The organism is Amycolatopsis sp. NPDC005232 (assembly GCF_040607795.1).
Classification (GTDB): domain Bacteria; phylum Actinomycetota; class Actinomycetes; order Mycobacteriales; family Pseudonocardiaceae; genus Amycolatopsis.
In genome coordinates this window covers 206,755-221,837 of sequence record NZ_JBEXHL010000015.1, presented here as the reverse complement: position 1 = coordinate 221,837, position 15,083 = coordinate 206,755, and the positions used below count along the sequence as shown (strand labels likewise).

The following is a 15,083-nucleotide window of genomic DNA, read 5'->3' as shown; positions in this document are numbered from 1 at the left end:
ATTGCAGTACACCTAGGTAAACGAAAGGTAAACGAAGGTCGTCGCCACGGTGTCGGCTGTCGGTGTCATCACGGCGGTGTCATCCCGCGGAGGCGGCCGGCAGGCCCAGCAGCGTGTCGAGCTGCTCGGAGGTGAGCAGGCCGGCGTCGACCACGAGCTCGTGGATCGAGCGGCCGGTGGCCGAAGCCTGCTTCGCCAGCGCGCTCGCCGCTTCGTAGCCGATCACCGGGTTGAGCGCCGTGACGAGGCCGATGGACTCGCGGACCTGCCGGCGCAGGTACTCGGTGTTGGCCGTGATGCCGGTGACGCAGCGGCGCGCCAGCGTCTGCGCGCCCGTACGCAGGTGGTGCAGCGACTTCAGCAGCGAGTGGGCGATGATCGGCTCGAACGCGTTGAGCTGCAGCTGCCCGGCCTCGGCGGCGAGCGTGACGGTGGTGTCGTTGCCGATCACCTCGAACGCGATCTGGTTGACCACCTCGGGGATCACGGGGTTGACCTTGCCCGGCATGATGCTCGACCCGGCCTGCACCTTCGGCAGCCGAAGCTCGTTGAACCCGGCCTGCGGGCCCGAGGACAGCAGGCGAAGATCGTTGCAGGTCTTGGAAAGTTTCACCGCCACGCGCTTGAGCACGCCGGACAGCTGCACGAACACCCCGACGTCGGCCGTCGCCTCCACGAGGTCGGTGGCGGTGACGAGCGGCGTGCCGGTGAGCCGCGAGAGGTGCTCGCACGCCAGGCGCGCGTAGTTGGGGTGCGCGTTGAGCCCCGTGCCGATCGCGGTGCCGCCGAGGTTGATCTCCGTCAGCAGCGTCAGTGCTTCGGCCAGCCGCTGCTCGTCCTCGCCGAGCGTCACGGCGAACGCGGTGAACTCGCGGCCCAGCGTCATCGGCACGGCGTCCTGCAGCTGGGTGCGCCCGATCTTCACGACGTCGGTGAACTCGCGGCCTTTCTCGTGCAGCGCAGCGCGCAGCTCGGCCATGGCGCCGAGCAGCTCGGTCGCGGCCGCGTGCACCGCGAGCTTCACGGAGGTGGGGTAGACGTCGTTGGTGGACTGGCCGAGGTTCACGTCGTCGATCGGGTGCAGCCGCGCGTAGTCCCCGCGCGAGTGCCCGAGGAGCTCCAGTGCCCGGTTCGTCACGACCTCGTTCACGTTCATGTTCGACGACGTTCCCGCGCCGCCCTGGATCACGTCCACGGTGAACTGCTCGTGCAGCCGGCCGGCCTCGATCTCCTCGCACGCGGCGACGATCGCGGCGGTCTTGTCGTCGGACAGCAGGCCGACGTCGTGGTTGGCCAGCGCGGCCGCGTGCTTCACGCGCGCGAGCGCGACCACGAGCTCGGGGTGGGTCGAGAGCGGCAGGCCGCTGATCGGGAAGTTGGCCATGGCGCGGCGGGTGTGCACGCCGTAATACGCGTCGGCGGGCACGGCCAGCTCGCCGAGCAGGTCCGCTTCGGTGCGGGTGGTGGTCATCGGGCACTCCTGGTGAACAACGCGCCGCGGTCGGCGGTCACGGCGCCGGCGACGACCGTCGCCACGGGCCGGTGGGTGAAGGACAGGCCCCCGAACGGGGTGTTGTGCGAACGGCCCGCGGTGTCGGCGGGGTCGACCGACCAGTCGGCCCGCGGGTCGACGAGGGTGAACGTGGCCGGCTCGCCGACGGCGATCGGGCGGCCGGCGGACGCGGCGATGCCGCCGATGCGCGCCGGGGCGTGGGCCATGCGGTCGGCCACGAGCGCCCAGTCGACGCCGCGGCTGGTGTGCAGCACCTCGGACACCACGGCCAGTGCCGTCTCGAGCCCGGTCATCCCGAACGGCGCCCCGCACCAGTCGGCGGCTTTCGCCTCGGCCGGGTGCGGCGCGTGGTCGGTGGCGACGGCGTCGATCGTGCCGTCGAGCAAGGCGGCCCGCAGCGCCCGGACGTCGCCGGGGGAGCGCAGGGGCGGGTTGACCTTGAACTTCGGGTCCGCGCTCGCGGCCTCGCCGTCGGTGAGCAGCAGGTGGTGCGGCGTGACCTCGGCGGTCACGGCCCAGCCCTGCTCCTTGGCCCACCGCACGAGCGCGACCGAGCGCGCCGTCGACACGTGGCAGACGTGCAGCGGCGCCCCGGCGTCGGCGGCGAGCACGATGTCGCGCGCCACCACGGTTTCCTCGCCCGTGGCCGGCCACGGCGGCAGCCCGGTGCGCTCGGCCGCGCGGCCAGCGTTGATCTGGCCGGCGCCGGCCAGCGGGCCCGACTGGGCGTGCTGGGCGAGCACCGTGCCGGTCCGCTTGGTCAGCTCGAGGGCGTCGCGCACCAGCACGGGATCGTCGACGCAGCGGCCGTCGTCGGAGAACAGGCGCGCGCCGGCCGCGGCCATGGCTTCCAGCGGTGCGAGGCGGTGCCCGGCAAGGCCTTCGGTGATCGCGCCGACGGCGTGCACGCGGCAGGACGCGGTGCGCTCGGCCAGGTCGAGCACGTGACGGATCCGCTCGGGCGAGTCGGTGACCGGGCTGCAGTTGGCCATGGCGAAGACGTCGGAGTACCCACCGGCTGCCGCCGCGGCGGTGCCGGTGGCGATGGTCTCGGCGTCCTCGCCGCCGGGCTCGCGCAGGTGCGTGTGCAGGTCGACGAACGCGGGCAGCAGCACGAGACGGTCGGCGTCGAACCGGTTCGGCTCGTCGGCGCTGCCGCGGGGCCGCAGCTCGGCGATGCGGCCGTCGCGCACCACGAGGTCGATCGGGGTGCCGCCGAACGGGGCCACGCCGGTGAGCACCGCGTGGCCGAGCGGGGCCTGCGTGAGCGGGCTCATGCCGTGTCCTCCAGCCGGAACACGGGCCCGTCCTTGCAGATCAACGGTGATTCCTCGGGCCCGCCGCGGGTTCCGGTGGCACAGCCGTGGCAGTAGCCGAGACCGCACGCCATGTGTGCTTCCAGCGACACCTGCACCTCGGCGCCCCAGCGGTCGGCCAGCTCGCGGCACAGCCACGCCAGCCGGTCGGAGCCGCACGTGAGGATCCGTTGCGGCGGCGCACTGTCCAAAGTGGAGGCCAACTCCGCTCGCAGGCGCGCGATCTCGCTGGTGCCCTGAGCGTCGGTCACGGTGAGCACGCGCTCGGCGCCGCACTCGTGGTAGAAGTCCGCGCCGATCACGGCTTCCGGCGTCCGTCCACTTGCGACGGCGACCAGCTCGGTGCCGCTGCCCGCGAGGTCCTGCGCGACGGTGGTGAGCGAGCAGGTGCCGATGCCGCGCCCGACCAGCAGCACGCGCGTGGTGTCGGCGGGCACGTGGAACCCGCGGCCGAGCGGACCGACCACGAGCATCGTCTCGCCGGCGGAGAACGTGGTGAGCTTGCGCGTGCCGTCGCCGACCACGCCGTAGACGACCTCGATCGTGCCGGCGTCGGCGTCGCGGCGGTAGATCGCCATCGGCCGGGGCAGCACGGGCCCGCTTTCTCCTTGGCGCGCGGCGGTGAGCATCACGAACTGCCCGGCCGTCGCGGCCCGCGCGATGCTCGGCGCGTGCAGGCGCAGGTACTGGTAGCGGTCGGCTTCCGGATGGTGCTCCAGCACTTCCGCGTGGTGCCACGTGGGGGTCGGGAGCACGGCGCCGGTCGCCGGCAGGGGCGTCACGTGGTCGCGGACGGCCCGGGTTTCGGTGGTGGTCATGACTGCTCCGATCCCGCGACGGGGAACGCGGTGTCGAGCCGGACGAGGCTGTGGGCGAGCACTTCGGTGCCGACGACGAGGTCGGCGAGGTCGGTCCACTCGTCGGGGCTGTGGCTCACGCCGTCGCGGCTGGGCACGAAGAGCATGCCGGTCGGTGTGATGTGGTTGACCATCTGCGCGTCGTGGCTGGCGCCGCTGGGCAGCACGCGGTGCGCGAAGCCGAGCTCGGCGCAGGTGGCCGCGACGACGTCGGTGACCCGGCGGGGCAGCAGCACGGGGGACGCGTCGGCGAGGGTCTGGGCGCTGAAACCGATTCCGCGGCGCGCGGCGAGGGCGTGGGCGCGCTCGACGATCTCCGCGGCGGTCTGGCGCTGGCGGTCGCTGTCGACGTCTCGGACATCGACGTGCAGCTGCGCCTGTCCGGCGATCGTCGTGATGGAGCCGGGCGCGGAGTCGAGCCGGCCGACGGTCGCGCGGGTGCCGTGGTGGCGGCTGTCGGTGGCGATGGCTTCGATCAGCAGCACGATTTCGGCCGCCGCGGCGAGCGCGTCGGCGCGCTGGTGCATGGGCGTGCCGCCCGTGTGCGACGCGCGGCCGGTGAGGTCGAGGCGCAGCCGGGTGCTGCCGGAGATGAGGTCGACGACGCCGAGCGGCAGACCCGTCGACTCGAGCACGCTGCCCTGCTCGATGTGCAGCTCCAGGAACGCGGCCCAGTCCGCGGGGTGCCAGCGCGCGCGGGCCGCGGCCGCCGGGTCGAGGCCGACCGAGCGCATCGCGTCGGCGAGGCTCGTGCCCCGGGCGTCGAACTTGGTCTCCAGGTCCGCGGCGCCGGTGAGCCCGGCGACGACCCGGCTGCCGGTGCACGCCTGGCCGAAGCGCGCGCCCTCCTCCGCGGCGAACACGACGAACCGCACGGGGTGGGTCAGGCGCACGTCGTGCTCGGTGTAGAGCCGCGCGGTCTCCATGGCCGCGACCACGCCGGCGATGCCGTCGAACGCGCCGGCGTTGGGCACGCTGTCGAGGTGCGAGCCGGTGCCGAGCGCGGGCGCGTTCGCCACGGTGCCGGGGAGCTCGGCGATCGTGTTGCCCGCGGCGTCGGTCCGCACGTCGAGGCCGAGCCCGCTGACGTGCTCGGCGAACAGCTCGTGCGCGCGGCGTTCGAGCGGGGTGTGCGCGAGCCGGGTCACGCCCGGTCCGGAGTCCGGTTCGGACAGTGCGGCGAACGTGTCGAGCCAGTGCGCGATCCGGTCCGGGTCGGCGCGCAGTCGGGCGTCCACAGTAGACGCTGTGGACGCTGTGGACGCTGTGGACGCGGTCATCGTGGCCCACCCGGCAGCTCGGTCAGCAGCGCCGCCGTCGGCGTGCCCGTCACCTCGGCGAGCGCGGGCGTGGCCAGCACCGCCGCCACCGCGACGACTTCGGCGCGTGCGGTCGCGGCGAGGTTGAGCAGCGTCCGCAGCCGAGCGGGTTCCCACGCGGTGCCGACCAGCGCGATCCGCGTGCCGGCGGTGACCGGCGGGTGGAAGCCGACCACGCCTTCGAGCTCGGACGCGCGGGTCACCGTGGCGCCCAGCTGCCGGGCGACGACGTGGGCGAGCACGGCGTCGTCGGCACCGTGCCACACCGCGACCTGGTCGAGGGTGTGCTGGGCGAGCAGCTCCGCCAGCGCCGAGCCGACCACCTCGGTGGCGGCGGGATCGGTGGGCGTGTCGAGCGAAGGGCCATAGGTGTCGGGGCTGACGCCGAGCTTGCGCACCGCGGCGCCGGCGTCCCGGACGGGAGTGGTCATGACAGGTTCTCCGAAGGGGTTCGAGTGCCTGAGAGGGCAGGGGTGCCGTCGGCCGCGAGCACGCTGAGCAGGACAACGGGCTCGGCGCCCGCCGCCCGTACGCGGTCGGCCAGCGCGGCGGCTGTGCCGGTCGGGGTCTCGGCCGGGTCGTCGGCGATCGGCGTCACGACGGCGACGCGGTCGCCCCGGTGCACCTCGTCGGCGTCGACCGCGAACGGCAGACCGGTGTGCAGCGCCAGCGCCGTGGTGACCGCGACGGCGTCGGCCGTGCCCGTGGTGACCAGCCGATCGGTCGCCGTCGGCAGTTCCTCGGCGAGCAGCGCCGCCGCCCGGCGCAGGATCGACGGCCGCGTGGTGAACGCGGCGCCGATCGCCGCGAGATCCGCGCGCAGCTCGCCGCGCCGCCGCTCGGCGTCGAGGAACACGGTGGTGGTGTCGGTGGCCGTGGCCAGGTCGCTCTCGAGGCTCATCGGGCGCTCCTCGCCGGTCCGCCGACCGCCGTGGTGGGTTCGGCGCCGGCGAAACCGAGCTCCGCGGACAGTTCACGCGCGGCGGTGAGGACGGCGTCCGTCGCCACCGTGCGCGCGGCGCCCTCGCGCATGCGGTTGCCGGCCGCGGCCAGCGTGACGCTCGCGGCCACCGCGCCCGTGGAGGTGAAAATCGGGGCGGCCACGGCCCAGACGCCGCGGTCGAGCTCGTCGTCGCAGATGTCGTACCCGCGGGCCCGCACGAGGGCGAGGTGCTCCACGAGTTCGTCCACTGTGGTCGGCGTGTCCGGGGTGAACGCGTCGAGCGACTGGGTTTCGAGCACCCGCCGGGCCGCGGGTTCCGGCAGGTAGGCCAGCAGAGAACGGCTCGACGCGGCGGCGTGCAGCGGCATCTCCTGCCCGATGCGGACGAACAGCCGCAGCGGGTGACGGCCCTCCACCAGCGCGACGCACACCGCGCGGGCGCCGATGAGCTCGGTGAGGAACACCGTCTCGCCGCTGGCTTCCGCGGCGTCGACCACCGCCTGGTGCGGGTTGGCCAGCAGTGCCGTCCGGTGCGGCGCCGGCTCGCCGAGCTGACGCGCGGCCGGGCCGAGGAAGTAGCGCTTGTTGGTGGGGGAGCGGGTCACGAAGTTCTCCTCCATCAGCGTGGTGAGCACGCGGTGCGCGCTGCCCACGGGGATGTCGAGCTCCTCGTGCAGCTCCTGGAGCGTGGCGCCCTTGCCCTTCGTCGCGAGGGCCCGCAGCACGGACAAGGCGCGGATGACGACCTGCATGGTTCTCCTGTCGATTGAGCGCGCGGCTCAGGCGAGCTGCCCGGCGCGACGATCTGGGATGAAGATCATCGCGACCATGTCGAGCAGGTAGATCACGGACAGCACGCCGATGGCGAAGCCGAAGCCGTAGCTCGCGGCGACGAGCGCGACCACGATCGGCGCGAACCCGCCGACCGCGCGGCCGAGGTTGAACAGCACGTTCTGCGCTGTGGACCGGATCGCCGTGGGGTAGAGCTCGGCCATGAGCGCGCCGTAGCCGCCGATCATGCCGTTGGCGAACGCGCCCATGATCGCGCCGCCCACCATCAGCGCCCACGGCGACGACAGCTGGCTGTACCCGAGGACGGAGAGGGCGGCACCGGCCTGGAAGAGCCAGAAGGCCTTGCGGCGCCCCAGTTTGTCGGCGACCTCGCCGAACGCCAGGATCCCGACACCCATGCCCACCACGGTCACGGCGGTCCACACCCCGGATTTCGTGAGGCTGTAGCCGAACTGCGTGGACAGATAGGTGGGCAGCCAGATCATGATGCCGAAGTACCCGAAGTTCTGCACCGACGTGAGCACGAGGACGCCGATCGTCGCGCGGGTGGTGGGCCCGTCGGCCACGAGCAGCTTCAGCGGCACCTTCGGCTTGCCCTGCTGGAGCGCGCGGTGGCGCGTGAACTGCTCGGGCTCGTGCAGCCGCGAGCGGAACACGATGGCGACGATCGCGGGGAACGCGCCGAGCAGGAACAGCCCGCGCCAGCCCCACGCGTTGAGCACCGGAGCGGAGACCAGCGCCGCGAGCAGCACCCCGGCCTGCCAGCCGAGCCCGACCAGCGACGTCGCCCGTGCGCGCTTCTTCGCCGGCCACGCTTCGGCCGCGAGCGTCATGCCGATGCCGAACTCGCCGCCGATGCCGACGCCGGCGAGGAACCGGAAGACCGCGATCTCCCAGTAGCTCGTGGAAATCGCGGTGAGCCCGGTGAACACGGCGAAGAAGATCACCGAGTACGTCAGCATCTTCACCCGGCCGATGCGGTCGGACAGGATCCCGAACGCGATCCCGCCGACCACGGCGCCGATCAGCGTGATGGTGGCCAACGATCCGGCTTCGGCGCCGCCCAGCCCGAGGTCACCGGAGATGGCGGAGAGGGCGAACCCGAGGATCAGCAGGTCGAAGCCGTCCATCGCGTAGCCGAGCGAAGATGCGAACACCGCCTTGCGGGCGTAACGCGTGGTGGCCTTGGTGGCCGGGGTGTCTTCGGACGTGGCGGGTGGTGCGGTGCTGCCGGCCAGCGTTTCGTCGGACATGGTGTGGAGCACTCCTCACAGCGTTGGGGGAAGGGGGAACGGGGATGGGGAAGGGCTTCAGGCGCGCAGGGTTCCGATGAGCTCGTGGACGGCGCCCGCCCCGAGCTCGGCGCAATGGCGGGCGAGGTCGCGCACGATCTCGGCCATCGCGTAGGGGCGGGTGAACGTCGCGGTGCCGACCTGCACGGCGGTGGCGCCGGCGATGAGGAACTCGACGACATCGCGGGCGCTGCTGATGCCGCCGCAGCCGACGACCGGGATGTCGACGGCACTCGCCGCCTGCCAGACCAGCCGCAGCGCGAGCGGTTTCACGGCCGGGCCGGACAGGCCACCCACGCCGTTGCCCAGCACCGCGCGCCGCGAGCGCACATCGACGGCCAGGGCGGGGAAGGTGTTGCTCACGGTCACGGCGGTCGCGCCCGCCCGCTCGGCGGCGCGGGCGATCTCGCCGATGTCGGTGACGCCGGGTGTGAGCTTCACGAGCACCGGCAGCTCCGTCCGCGCCACCACACCGGCGACGACGGCCTCGACCGCCGCGGGGTCGGCGCCGATGGCGAGCCCGCCGTGTTCGAGGTTGGGACAGGACACGTTGACCTCGAAGGCCGCGCACTCCGCGCCGGCCAGCTCGTCGGCGACTTGCCAGTACTCGTCCACGGTCAGCCCGCCGACGCTGGCGATCACCGGGACGCCGAACTCGCGGTAGCGCGGCAGCACGTCGTGCACGAACCGGCTCGTGCCCGGGCTGGGGATGCCGACGCTGTTGAGCATGCCGAGCGCGCTTTCCGTCAGCCGGTGCGACGGGTTGCCGGAGCGGCGCTGCGCGAACACGGTCTTCGTCACGACGGCGCCGAGCTCCCGCACCGGCAGCAGGGGACCGAGCTCGGGCCCGAAGCAGCCGGACGCGGGCATCACCGGGTTGGCGAGCGTGAGCGGGCCCAGGGGAACCGACAGGTCGACGGCCGATCCGGGCGCGGTGGCGAACAGCCGGTCGCGGTCGTCGCGGCCGGTCGTCCGGTCCAGCACCTCCGTCATGCGGAATCACACCCTCCATCGAACGGAAACGAGAGAAGTGAGGATGAGTCCGGCCCAGCGTGGTGTCAAGGCAGCGGCGACCCCGCCTGTCGGCGGTGGTCAGAGCCGGTTTTCACGACACGGCGGCGTGAGTGCGGAGTGTTTCCGCGAGGTGGAAACGTGCCCTCCGCGATGCCGGAGGGTTCCGCAGGTCAGCGCGGGATTCGGCGATTCCGGCGGCCGGGTGCGACCCGCGCCGACAAATGTGCGAATGCGAACGCGAGCACGGAACTCCGGCGCCGTCGTGAGTGGACAGTGTCTACTCGAGCCACTCCGTGACGAACCGGTCGTTCTCGTGGATGTGCACGGCTTCGTAGCGCTCGGGCCCGAGAACCACGAACTTGTGCGCGACCCCAGCGGGGACCGCGAGAACGTCGCCCGCCCGGCCTTCCCGCTCGGCGTCGCCGATGGTGAACAGGGCGCGGCCGCGCTGGATCACGAACGTCTCGCGGTAGGGGTGGCGGTGCAGCCGCGGGCCGGACCCCGCGACGTCGGTGCTCTCGCGGATGATGGACACGCTCGCACCGACCTCGTGCCCCTCGACGTTGCGCGTCAGCGCGCCGGTCTGGTCTTCGGTGCTGGTCGAATCGGTCATTCCCGCAACGGTAGCCCTGACCCCGCGAAGTCGGGACCGGATTCGGTCTGTTTCGGCGTCCGCCGGTGGTCGCAGGGCCAGGACATCCGTGAAGGGAGCAAGCTGTGGATCTTGTGGAGCAGTACTTCGTGGCGCAGGACGGCTTCGGCAAGGTGGTGGCGGAGGTGCCGGCGCAGCGGTGGGACGCATCGACGCCGTGCGCGGCGTGGACGGTGCGGGACATCGTGGGCCACGTGCTGTGGGGCCGCCACCGGCTGTCGGCCTGGGTGACCGGCGCCGACTATCCGGAGACCGCGGGGGAACCCGGTGCACCGAAGCCCGGGGTGCTCTGCGCCGGGGATCCGGCGCGGGAGTGGCGCGTGGCGTTCGAGGCGACCGCCCCGGGTCTGACCCGTGACGGGCTCGCGCGGGCCACGTCGATCGACGACGCCGGGGGCGTGCCGCTCACGACGCTGCTGCCGGCGTTCGTCTCCGACGCGCTCGTCCACACCTGGGACATCGCGCAGGCCGTCGGTCTGACTGTCACGCTCGACCCGGCGGTGGTGAAGGCGACAGGCGAGTGGGTCCGGTCGATTCCGTTGCGGCGGCCGGAGTTCTTCGGGCCCGAGCTCACGCCGCCGGCGGACGCCGACGAGACCACGCGGCTGCTGGCGTTCCTGGGCCGCGCGGCCTGAGCGCCTGCGAGGTCAGGCGGGCGGCTGCGGCCCCCGCTTGGCCTGCCACGGCCACGCGCCGGAGATCTCGACCTCGAGCGCGAAGCTCAGCACGGTCCGGATCAGCACGATCAAGCCGAGGACCAGCACGTTCTCCAGCGACGCGTCGACGATCACGGTCCGGATGATGTCGCCGGCGATCAGGATCTCGAGCCCGAGCAGGATGACGCGGCCGAGGTGCACCCGCAGCTGGTCGTAGCTGCCGCGGCGCCGGGTGGCGTCGACGACGAACCGCACCAGCACCACCACGAGGCCGATGGCCATGATGCCGACGCCGAGGCCTTCGATCACGGAGGCGACGGTCTCGAACGACTCGGTGAAACTCATCCGCGAGACCCCTCTCCGAGGCGGACGTCGGGGAAGGTCCGCGGCTCCCGGTCGGAACGTACGAACCGCCGCGACGGACTGTCAAGGCCCTCGCGGCGGCGGTGGTTCACGGGGAGCTGCCGGTGATCTGCGGTTTTCGGATTCGGTGGGGACGTTTCCGGCGAGGCGTGCGGCGGATCGGCGAAAATAGCCGCACGCCTCGCCGGATCAGTTTTAGGCCTTCGCCTTTGTGCGACCACCGCGGGCGCGTGACTTCGAGCCCGAGGTGCGGCTGTTTTCGTAGGCGGTGACCACGTCGGTGGGAATGCGGCCGCGTTCGGAAATGCTCCAGCCGTTGTCCGCGGCCCACGCGCGGATGCTGCGCGAGCGTTCGCGGTCCTCGGGCGTCGGCGTGCCCGAACCGGTGCCACGGCGGACCTTGCGGCCGCCGGTCCGGCGCGAGGCGGCGATGTAGCGGGCGAACTCTTCACGCAGAGTTCCCGCGTTCTTGTCGGAGAGATCGATTTCGTACTGGACGCCGTCGAGGCCGAAGGGCACGGTCTGGTGCGCGACCCCGCCGTCGATGTCGTCCACCATCTGGACCAGGACCTTGTGCGCCATGGCGGGTGAATCCTCCTCGAACGTTTCCGGCAGCCGCGTTTTCCGTGGCCTGTGAAGAACTGTAACATCGATCCACAGTGGAACGCAGTATTGGGAGTGACCGGAATTTCGTGTCGGTCCCGATTATTTTCCGACATTTCCCCTCGGATGCGGGGAATGGTCAGCGGTGGTACCCGGGCGCGCGGGCGGTGGTGGCGCGCACGACGAGCCGCGTCGGCAGTTCCGTGACCACCCGGCCGGCCGGGTCGGCGTCGGAATGGGCCAGCAGCAGATCCACCGCGTGGTTTCCGGCCGCGGCCAGCGGCATGGCGACGGTGGTGAGCGGGGGAGCGGACACCGCCGCGTAGACGAGGTCGTCGAAGCCGGTCACGCTCAGCTCGCCCGGCACGTCGACCCCGCGCTCACGCAGGCGCGCCAGCACGCCGAGCGCCATCACGTCGTTGTAGGCGAGCACCGCGGTGACTCCGGCGGCGAGCGCCTGGTCGGCGGCGGGCGCGCCGTCCTCGTACCGCGGGGCGAACGGCCCGAGCTCCACGATCTCGATGCCGTGCTCCGCGGCGGCCGGACGCAGGCCGCGCAGCCGTTCGTGGTTGGACCACGAGCTGTCCGGGCCGTTGAGGTAGGCGCAGCGCCGGTGCCCGAGCCCGGCCAGGTGCGCCACGACCTCGCGCATCCCGCCGGCGCTGTCCATCACCGTGGCGCCGATCCCGGCCACGCGGCGGTTGAGCAGCGCCAGGGACGTGAGGCCGTCGAGCTCGGTGATGGTGGCGTCGTCGATCCCCGGCGAGCACAGCAGCACGCCGTCGGCCTGCTTCGCCAGTGTGCGCACCAGCTCCTGCTCGGTGGCCGGGTCCTCGTCGCTGTCGCCGACCAGCACGGCGTGGCCGGTTTCGCGCGCCCGCGCCTGGACGCTCTTGAGCACGCCGGTGAAGAACGGGTTCCCCAGATCTGGCACCACGATGGCGATCGCGCCGGTCTTGCCCGTGATGAGGCTGCGCGCCGCCGGGCTCGGCCGGTAGCCGAGCTCCCGCACGACCGCGAGCACCCGGTCGCGCGTGGCTTCGCTGACGCGATCGGGCGAGCCGAGCGCCCGCGACACCGTGGCCACCGACACCTCTGCCCGCCGTGCGACATCCCGGATCGTGATCCGCACGGTTCTCCTCCGCCCACCGCCGCGGCGCGGCTGGCCCCGATTGTAGGGCCGGGCCCGCCGCGCCCCGCTGTGACGTGCGCCCTTGCGGCTCCCGCTCTTGTCGACCGGCTCACATCGCAGTAGTCATCCGATGAATCGATGAAGAGGCCCTAGCTCGTCTCCCGGGTCATGGTGCTCCAGTCGGGTTGCCTTGCCACGAACTTGAGCAGAGGTCTCGACAACAGAGGTCAGACATCCTATGTTTTGGGCCGACCGCCGCCGCCACTGACCTGGAGGTCGCAGACATGGACGTCTCCCGCAGAACAGTCCTCGGCGGCGCGCTCGCCGGGATCGCGGCGAGCGCGGCGGGCCTGGGCCCGGCCGTCGCCTCGGCCGCGAGCCACCCGCCGCCGGGCGGCGACGACTTCGACTGGGCCGCCTTCCTCGCCACCGCGGACCTGCGGTGGCACCGGATGCCGGCCGCGTGGACGGAAGGGCCGTTCCTCGGCAACGGTTTCCTCGGCTCGGGCATCTACGCCGAGCCGGGCAAGAACGCGGTGCGCTTCAACGTGCAGCACAGCGAGGTGCAGGACCACCGCCCGCAGTACGGCTCGCTGTTCGGCCTCGCCCGGCTGCCGATCGGGTACTTCACGCTCGAACCCGTCGGCGCGATCACCGGCGTCGACTGGCGTCTGGACCTGTGGAACGCCGAGCTCACCGGCACGATCACCACGGCAGCGGGCAGCCTCGCGCTGCGAGCGATCGTCCACACCGGACAGCCGGTGCTCGCGGTCGAGGTGCGCCCGACCGAGGGCGAACGCGGGTTCCGCTGGGTCTTCCACCCGGCCGAGGCCGTGAGCCCGCGCGCCGACCCCGTCTGGAAGAAGGCGCCGCCCGAGGGCTACGTCGCGAACCCGCCGGCGACGGTCCGCGCCGTCGGCGACAGCCACGTCGCCGAGCAGCCGCTGCTCGCGGGCGGCGAGCACGTCACCGCCTGGCGGGAGGTCACCCGCGGCGGCGCGCGGACGCTCTACTCGTCGGTCGCCTGGTCCTACCCCGACCGCACGTCCACCGCGCGGGCGCTGTGGTCCGTGCGCACGGCGGCCGCGTTCGGCGCGCTCACGCGCGAGCACCGCCGCTGGTGGCACGACTACTACCGGCGCAGTTTCGTGTCCATTCCGGACACCCGGCTGCAGAGCTTCTACTGGATCCAGCTGTACAAGCTCGCCTCGGCCGCGCGGCGCGAGGCCCCGGTGATGGCGACCTCGGGCCCGTGGCTGGAGAACACGCCGTGGCCGGCCACGTGGTGGAACCTCAACGTGCAGCTCGAGTACTGGCTCATCCACGGCTCCAACCACCTGGAGCTCGACGCCGTGAGCCGGGCGCTGGACCAGTACCGCGGGCACCTGTCGAGCCAGGTCGGCGCTCCGTACCAGAGCGACTCGGCCGGCATCCCGCGCACCACCGACATGACCCTGTTCAACGGCGTCTCCGACGCGAGCAGCGGCTTCCCCGTGGGCGTGCCGGGCCAGGACGCCCCGACCCCGGAGGTCGGCGATCTCACGTGGGCGCTGCACAACGTGTGGCTGTCCTACCGGCACACGCTGGATCGCCGCCTGCTGCGCGACACGCTGTTCCCGTTGCTGCGCAAAGCGATCAACTACTACTTGCACTTCCTGGTGCCGGGCCCGGACGGGAAGCTGCACCTCCCGCCCACGTTCTCGCCCGAGTACGGCGTGAACGCTCCCGACTGCACCTACGACCTCGCGCTCGTGCGCTGGGGCTGCCGCACCCTGCTCGACACGGCGCGCGAGCTGCGCGTCGCGGACCCGCTCGTGCCGCGCTGGCAGCAGGTGCTGGCGACGCTCGCGCCCTACGCCGTGGACGGCAACGGTTACATGATCGGCGCCGGCGTGCCCTTCGCGAAGTCGCACCGGCACTACTCGCACCTGCTGCAGGTCTACCCCTTGTACGAGATCACCTGGGAGCAGCCGGAGAACCGCGCGCTGATCGAGAAGTCGCTGGCGCACTGGGTCGGCTTCGAGGGCGCGCTGCAGGGCTACACCTTCACCGGCGCCGCGTCGATCTCGGCCTCGATGCGACGCGGCGACCAGGCGGCGGACTACCTCGACCAGCTGCAGAGCCGGTTCATCCAGCCCAACACGATGTACGAGGAGTCCGGCCCCGTGATCGAGACGCCGCTCTCGGCGGTGAAGTCGATGCAGGACATGCTGGTGCAGAGCTGGGGCGGTGTCCTGCGGCTGTTCCCCGCCGTCCCCGCGACGTGGGGCGACATCGCCGTGCGTGACTTCCGCACCGAAGGCGCGTTCCTGCTCAGCGCCGCCCGCGAAGGCGGCAAAACGCGCTGGCTGAAGGTTCACAGCGAAGCCGGCGCCCCCTGCGTCCTGCGCCCGGGCATCGACGGCGCGCTCGCGGTCACCGACGCGCAGGGCCGGGCGAAGCGCTGGCGCACCCTGCCCAACGGCGACGTGCGGGTCGAGCTCGCGCGCGGCGAGGAGGCCTTCGTGTACCGCGCGGGCGACCGGCCGGACTTCGCGGTGCGGCCGGTGGCTTCGAACGGACCGAGCACTCCGTGGGGGCTGCCGGCCTGACCCGGGCGCCGCTGGTGGGTCTCGGGCAGACTGGTTTCCG

Annotated in this window: 15 protein-coding genes; 2 read left to right on the top strand and 13 right to left on the bottom strand. The window is 72.5% G+C overall.

The window, feature by feature from the left end; translation table 11 throughout:
• Window positions 1-79 precede the first annotated feature (79 nt).
• The 10 genes from ABZU76_RS27940 to ABZU76_RS27895 form a co-directional block, all read right to left on the bottom strand.
• The gene (locus ABZU76_RS27940; RefSeq protein ID WP_354874632.1) at window positions 80-1,471 is read right to left on the bottom strand and encodes an aspartate ammonia-lyase; all 1,392 of its coding nucleotides are present in this window, start codon (window positions 1,469-1,471) and stop codon (window positions 80-82) included.
• On the bottom strand, window positions 1,468-2,790 hold the full coding sequence (locus tag ABZU76_RS27935) for a dihydroorotase (RefSeq protein WP_354874630.1): 1,323 nt from the start codon (window positions 2,788-2,790) through the stop codon (window positions 1,468-1,470). The genes ABZU76_RS27940 and ABZU76_RS27935 overlap by 4 nt, the downstream gene beginning before the upstream one ends.
• Entirely contained in the window at window positions 2,787-3,647 is an 861-nt protein-coding gene (locus tag ABZU76_RS27930) for a dihydroorotate oxidase electron transfer subunit (protein ID WP_354874628.1), read from the bottom strand. The genes ABZU76_RS27935 and ABZU76_RS27930 overlap by 4 nt, the downstream gene beginning before the upstream one ends.
• Window positions 3,644-4,966 (bottom strand): Zn-dependent hydrolase, encoded by a 1,323-nt coding sequence (locus ABZU76_RS27925; protein ID WP_354874626.1) that lies wholly within the window; start codon window positions 4,964-4,966, stop codon window positions 3,644-3,646. Before ABZU76_RS27925 ends, ABZU76_RS27930 begins: the two co-directional genes overlap by 4 nt.
• On the bottom strand, window positions 4,963-5,436 hold the full coding sequence (locus ABZU76_RS27920) for a hypothetical protein (protein WP_354874624.1): 474 nt from the start codon (window positions 5,434-5,436) through the stop codon (window positions 4,963-4,965). Before ABZU76_RS27920 ends, ABZU76_RS27925 begins: the two co-directional genes overlap by 4 nt.
• Window positions 5,433-5,906, bottom strand: coding sequence for a hypothetical protein (locus tag ABZU76_RS27915; protein ID WP_354874622.1), 474 nt, complete (start codon window positions 5,904-5,906; stop codon window positions 5,433-5,435). The genes ABZU76_RS27920 and ABZU76_RS27915 overlap by 4 nt, the downstream gene beginning before the upstream one ends.
• Complete coding sequence (locus ABZU76_RS27910) at window positions 5,903-6,700, bottom strand: IclR family transcriptional regulator (protein WP_354874620.1); 798 nt, start codon at window positions 6,698-6,700, stop codon at window positions 5,903-5,905. The genes ABZU76_RS27915 and ABZU76_RS27910 overlap by 4 nt, the downstream gene beginning before the upstream one ends.
• Window positions 6,701-6,727: 27 nt before the next feature.
• Complete coding sequence (locus ABZU76_RS27905) at window positions 6,728-7,993, bottom strand: MFS transporter (protein WP_354874618.1); 1,266 nt, start codon at window positions 7,991-7,993, stop codon at window positions 6,728-6,730.
• A gap of 57 nt (window positions 7,994-8,050) precedes the next feature.
• Window positions 8,051-9,025 carry a dihydroorotate dehydrogenase gene (locus ABZU76_RS27900; RefSeq protein WP_220239339.1) on the bottom strand — a complete coding sequence of 325 codons (975 nt, stop codon included), beginning with the start codon at window positions 9,023-9,025 and terminating at the stop codon, window positions 8,051-8,053.
• Window positions 9,026-9,323: 298 nt separating this feature from the next.
• Window positions 9,324-9,659, bottom strand: coding sequence for a cupin domain-containing protein (locus tag ABZU76_RS27895; protein ID WP_354874616.1), 336 nt, complete (start codon window positions 9,657-9,659; stop codon window positions 9,324-9,326).
• Between the two features lie 104 nt (window positions 9,660-9,763).
• Between ABZU76_RS27895 and ABZU76_RS27890 the strand changes: the two genes are divergently transcribed.
• The gene (locus tag ABZU76_RS27890; protein WP_354874614.1) at window positions 9,764-10,333 is read left to right on the top strand and encodes a TIGR03086 family metal-binding protein; all 570 of its coding nucleotides are present in this window, start codon (window positions 9,764-9,766) and stop codon (window positions 10,331-10,333) included.
• A 12-nt stretch (window positions 10,334-10,345) separates the two neighbouring features.
• Here the strand turns inward: ABZU76_RS27890 and ABZU76_RS27885 are convergent, their stop codons facing one another.
• The 3 genes from ABZU76_RS27885 to ABZU76_RS27875 form a co-directional block, all read right to left on the bottom strand.
• Window positions 10,346-10,699: a DUF1622 domain-containing protein gene (locus tag ABZU76_RS27885; protein WP_220239342.1), complete on the bottom strand. Its 354-nt coding sequence runs from the start codon at window positions 10,697-10,699 to the stop codon at window positions 10,346-10,348.
• A 213-nt stretch (window positions 10,700-10,912) separates the two neighbouring features.
• Entirely contained in the window at window positions 10,913-11,299 is a 387-nt protein-coding gene (locus ABZU76_RS27880) for an Lsr2 family protein (protein ID WP_354874612.1), read from the bottom strand.
• A gap of 160 nt (window positions 11,300-11,459) precedes the next feature.
• Window positions 11,460-12,452, bottom strand: a complete 993-nt coding sequence (locus ABZU76_RS27875) for a LacI family DNA-binding transcriptional regulator (RefSeq protein ID WP_354874610.1) — start codon at window positions 12,450-12,452, stop codon at window positions 11,460-11,462.
• Window positions 12,453-12,736: 284 nt separating this feature from the next.
• Here ABZU76_RS27875 and ABZU76_RS27870 point away from each other — a divergent pair, with 284 nt between their 5' ends.
• The gene (locus ABZU76_RS27870; RefSeq protein WP_354874609.1) at window positions 12,737-15,043 is read left to right on the top strand and encodes a Tat pathway signal sequence domain protein; all 2,307 of its coding nucleotides are present in this window, start codon (window positions 12,737-12,739) and stop codon (window positions 15,041-15,043) included.
• Window positions 15,044-15,083 lie beyond the last annotated feature (40 nt).